The 4,399-nt window shown below is 68.0% G+C and carries 3 protein-coding genes, 2 tRNA genes and 2 pseudogenes; 6 read left to right on the top strand and 1 reads right to left on the bottom strand.

Annotation, left to right across the window (positions count from 1 at the left end):
* Positions 1-216: 216 nt before the first annotated feature.
* Positions 217-290 (bottom strand) — tRNA-Gly (locus ABZ646_RS41025).
* Between the two features lie 164 nt (positions 291-454).
* On the opposite strand from ABZ646_RS41025, the gene ABZ646_RS41020 reads away from it, so the two are divergent.
* From ABZ646_RS41020 to ABZ646_RS40995, 6 genes and pseudogenes are all read left to right on the top strand, one after another.
* Positions 455-531: transfer RNA gene (locus tag ABZ646_RS41020), tRNA-Pro, on the top strand.
* Positions 532-718: 187 nt separating this feature from the next.
* Positions 719-2,119 (top strand): trigger factor, encoded by a 1,401-nt coding sequence (gene tig, locus ABZ646_RS41015; RefSeq protein ID WP_360531194.1) that lies wholly within the window; start codon positions 719-721, stop codon positions 2,117-2,119.
* Between the two features lie 366 nt (positions 2,120-2,485).
* The gene (locus ABZ646_RS41010; protein ID WP_360531197.1) at positions 2,486-3,091 is read left to right on the top strand and encodes an ATP-dependent Clp protease proteolytic subunit; all 606 of its coding nucleotides are present in this window, start codon (positions 2,486-2,488) and stop codon (positions 3,089-3,091) included.
* Positions 3,092-3,164: 73 nt separating this feature from the next.
* Positions 3,165-3,830 (top strand): ATP-dependent Clp protease proteolytic subunit, encoded by a 666-nt coding sequence (locus ABZ646_RS41005; RefSeq protein WP_360531191.1) that lies wholly within the window; start codon positions 3,165-3,167, stop codon positions 3,828-3,830.
* A gap of 189 nt (positions 3,831-4,019) precedes the next feature.
* A pseudogene (locus ABZ646_RS41000) lies at positions 4,020-4,202 on the top strand (ClpX C4-type zinc finger protein); the annotation flags it as partial.
* Positions 4,194-4,268, top strand: a pseudogene (locus ABZ646_RS40995) (DNA-binding response regulator); the annotation flags it as partial. The pseudogenes ABZ646_RS41000 and ABZ646_RS40995, both read left to right, overlap by 9 nt.
* Positions 4,269-4,399 lie beyond the last annotated feature (131 nt).

Here is a 4,399-nt window from a genome sequence, read left to right as displayed (position 1 = left end):
TGTCTCCGGCATGCGCATGACTACGGCCTTGAGCAAGATCAGAGGTTCTCCGTGGTCGCAGCACAAGCGCTCGAGCGGTGGACGGGACGGGAGCTCCCCGCGCACGCCCCTACGGACCCGCAGTCGGGAACGGCGCCCCTCGCGGGACTGATCGCCCCTTGGAACGGCTGAAGGCCCGGGAGAGGAAACCGACCTCTCACCTGGGCCTTCAGTGTATGGAGCGGGCGACGGGAATCGAACCCGCGTAGCTAGTTTGGAAGACTAGGGCTCTACCATTGAGCTACGCCCGCACAACGCGCGCCGCAGGTCGGTGACCGCGGCACATGAGGCATCGTAGCGGGTCGCCCGGCGCCGAGGCCAACAGGTCGGGCCCGCCGCGATGCGCGGCCGACGCGGGTGGACAATGCGGCCGACGCGGGCGGCCCGGGCATGTACCCTACGTCTCGCACCGAAACGGGGTGTGGCGCAGCTTGGTAGCGCGTCCGCTTTGGGAGCGGAAGGCCGTGGGTTCAAATCCCGCCACCCCGACCACCACCTGACGGCGTCCGTCTTGATCGCCTTTTGGGGCGCTGAGCGGCTGCGGTTACTATGCAAGCTGCGCGCCCGTGTGTCCCGGCCCGCCAAGCGGCGGCCTACGAACTCCTCCGGGCGGCGAAACTCCGCCGGGCCCCTCTGGCGCCGGCAGAACCCAAGAAGTCAGCCACAAGGAGACCGAACCGTGAAGAGCGCCGTGGAGACCCTGAACCCGACCCGGGTTCGGCTCACTGTCGAGGTGCCCTTCGAGGAGCTCAAGGACAGCCTCGACGCGGCGTACAAGAAGATCAACCAGCAGGTCACGGTGAAGGGCTTCCGCAAGGGCAAGATCCCGGCCCGGGTCATCGACCAGCGGTTCGGCCGCGGTGCGGTCCTGGAGGAGGCCGTCAACGACGCGCTTCCGAAGTTCTACACCGACGCGGTCAACGAGGCCGAGCTGAGCCCCCTGGGCCAGCCCGACGTCGACATCACCGAGCTGAAGGACGGCGACACGCTGAACTTCACCGCGGAGGTCGACGTCCGCCCCGCCCTCGAGATCCCGGACTACACCGGCATCGAGGTCGAGGTCGACGCCGTCGAGGTGACCGACGAGGACGTCGAGAAGTCCGTGGAGCAGCTCCGTGAGCGCTTCGCCTCGACCTCTCCCGTCGAGCGCGCCGCCGAGGACGGCGACGTCGTCACCATCGACCTGGAGGCCAAGGTCGACGGCGAGGTGCTGGAGGACGGCATCGCCAGCGGCGTCTCCTACACCATCGGCTCCGGCGAGCTGCTCGACGGCATCGACGACGCCGTCAAGGGCAAGTCGGCCGGCGAGGAGGCCACCTTCGCCTCCGAGCTCAAGGGCGGCTCCGCGGCCGGCAAGGAGGCCGAGGTCACCGTCAAGGTCACCCAGGTCGCCGCGCGTGAGCTGCCCGAGCTGGACGACGAGTTCGCTCAGCTCGCCTCCGAGTTCGACACCCTGGAGGAGCTGAAGGCGGACAGCCGCAAGCGGCTCGCCAACATGAAGACGTACGACCAGGCCACCCAGGCCCAGGAGCGCGTCCTTGAGAAGCTCCTGGAGCTCGTCGAGGTGCCCGTCCCCGAGAAGCTCCTCGAGGACGAGATCAACACCCGCAAGCACAACCTGGAGCACCACCAGCTCGGCCAGATGGGCCTCGACCTCGAGAAGTACCTCGAGATCCAGGGCAAGACCGCCGAGGAGTTCGAGACCGAGACCCGCGAGGCCGCGGTCAAGGGCATCAAGACCCAGTTCGTCCTCGACGAGCTGGTCAAGAAGGAGAACCTCAACGTCAACCAGGAGGAGCTCACCGAGCACCTCATGCGGCGTGCGGCCTCCTCCGGCATGTCCCCCGACCAGTTCGCCCAGGCCGTCGTCGAGGGCGGCCAGGTTCCGCTCCTGGTCGGCGAGGTCGCCCGCGGCAAGGCCCTGGCCGTCGTGGTCGAGGCCGCCACGGTGAAGGACACCAACGGCGAGATCGTCGACCTGGACGACGAGGACGAGGACGAGACGGAGACCGCGACGGAGGCCCCTGAGGCCGCCGCCGAGCCCGCCGACGCCCCGTCCGAGGAGAAGACCGAGGGCTGACCCCCACGGCGCCCGTAACGGCGTACAGGGGCTCCTGGGCACTGTCCCGGGAGCCCCTTCGTCTTTGAGGCCGGGGCGGCCGCGAGGGCGGCGCAGCGGCCGTTCGGGGGCGCGGGGAACTGCGCGACAAGCCACGACTGCGTCGCGCTCGTCCACTCACCGGCACTGTCACGCCGGGTTGACAGCGGCCCTTCCGCCGGAGGCACCCGCGCTACGCCCCCGGCGAACAGCCCTCTTACCGGGATTCCCCGAAGGGACCATCGCGTTAGGGTCCATGAGTACGAGGGCAGCCAAGCCCCCGGCTACGGAAACGTGAGACGGCCCGGCGCCGTCGTAAGACGAGCAGGTGGATACGTGACGAATCTGATGCCCTCCGCCGCCGGCGACCCCTCCATCGGCGGTGGCCTCGGTGACCAGGTCTACAACCGGCTGCTCGGCGAGCGGATCATCTTCCTCGGCCAGCAGGTCGACGACGACATCGCCAACAAGATCACCGCGCAGCTGCTGCTCCTTGCGGCCGACCCCGACAAGGACATCTACCTCTACATCAACAGCCCCGGCGGCTCGGTGACGGCCGGCATGGCGATCTACGACACCATGCAGTTCATCCCGAACGACGTGGTCACGATCGGCATGGGCATGGCGGCCTCGATGGGCCAGTTCCTGCTGACCGGCGGCACCGCCGGCAAGCGCTTCGCCCTGCCGCACACCGACATCATGATGCACCAGGGCTCCGCGGGCCTCGGCGGTACGGTCTCGGACATCAAGATCCAGGCCCAGTACCTGCTGCGCACGAAGAAGACCATGACCGAGCTGACCGCGCTGCACTCCGGCCAGTCGGTCGAGACGATCCTCCGCGACGCCGACCGCGACCGCTGGTTCACCCCGGAAGAGGCCAAGGAGTACGGTCTCATTGACGAGATCATCAGGAACGCCTCGGGTGTTCCGGGAGGCGGCGGCACCGGCGCCTGACACCAGGCCCGGCCACGCCAGACACCGCCGAGACCCCAGCCCCCCGAACGCCACCAGGACGGTGAACACCCTCATGAGCAACATCCCCGGCGCCGCTGACGCCCGCTACGACGGGCCCCGGCCCGACGCCCGCTACGTCATCCCGCGCTTCGTCGAGCGCACCTCCCAGGGCATCCGCGAGTACGACCCGTACGCGAAGCTCTTCGAGGAGCGCGTGATCTTCCTCGGCGTCCAGATCGACGACGCCTCCGCCAACGACGTCATGGCGCAGCTGCTGTGCCTGGAGTCGATGGACCCCGACCGGGACATCTCGATCTACATCAACAGCCCGGGCGGCGACATGACCGCCCTCACGGCGATCTACGACACGATGCAGTTCGTGAAGCCCGACATCCAGACGGTCTGCATGGGCCAGGCGGCCTCCGCGGCGGCCATCCTGCTGGCCGCCGGCACGCCCGGCAAGCGCATGGCGCTGCCGAACTCCCGTGTGCTGATCCACCAGCCGGCCGGTTCCACCGGCCGTGGCCAGCTCTCCGACCTGGAGATCATCGCCAACGAGTTCACGCGGATGCGTGAGCAGCTGGAGAACATGCTGGCCAAGCACTCCAACCGGCCGCTGGAGAAGGTCCGCGAGGACATCGAGCGCGACAAGATCCTCACGGCCGAGGAAGCGCTGGAGTACGGCATCGTGGACCAGATCATCTCCACCCGGAAGATGAACAACTCGGACGTCCGCTGACAGAGGATGTATTCTCTGCCGCCCTTGGCACGGTCTGACCGCGTGCTCGGCACGGTGCACGTCAAAGTGAACCGTGCCAAGGGGGGCCCGTACGGGGGGCCCGGCAAGGTACCGTCGACATAAGGCAGCACCAGGAGCCGCTGGATTCGGAAGAGTCCAGGCGTCTCCCAGGCGAAGGGGAAGCACACCGTGGCACGCATCGGTGACGGCGGCGATCTGCTCAAGTGCTCGTTCTGCGGCAAGAGCCAGAAGCAGGTCAAGAAGCTCATCGCAGGGCCCGGTGTGTACATCTGCGACGAGTGCATCGATCTCTGCAACGAGATCATCGAGGAGGAGCTCGCCGAGACGAGCGAGGTGCGCTGGGAGGAACTGCAGTTGCACTCCAGGATGGAGGCAGTGGTCTACGCGATGCTGGAGAAGATCCTGGAGATCCGCTGAGGCAGCGGAGACCGGCAGCCGTCAGCGCAGCGCGGCGATCAGGTCGGGTCACCTCTCGGACCAGCGGCTCGCGCAGCTCGGGAGCGTCCACGCGCTCCACACGGTCGCCACCGCTGAGGAGGACGTGCTGC

This window comes from Streptomyces sp. NPDC007162, assembly GCF_040634175.1.
In the GTDB taxonomy this organism is placed as follows: domain Bacteria; phylum Actinomycetota; class Actinomycetes; order Streptomycetales; family Streptomycetaceae; genus Streptomyces.
This window is presented reverse-complemented; position numbering and strand designations above follow the sequence as displayed.

Excerpts from the sequence above, each read along its gene's own strand:
- ABZ646_RS41010 (WP_360531197.1), top strand. The coding sequence starts at position 2,486 with ATGCCCTCCGCCGCCGGCGACCCCTCCATCGGCGGTGGCCTCGGTGAC.
- ABZ646_RS41005 (WP_360531191.1), top strand. The coding sequence starts at position 3,165 with ATGAGCAACATCCCCGGCGCCGCTGACGCCCGCTACGACGGGCCCCGG.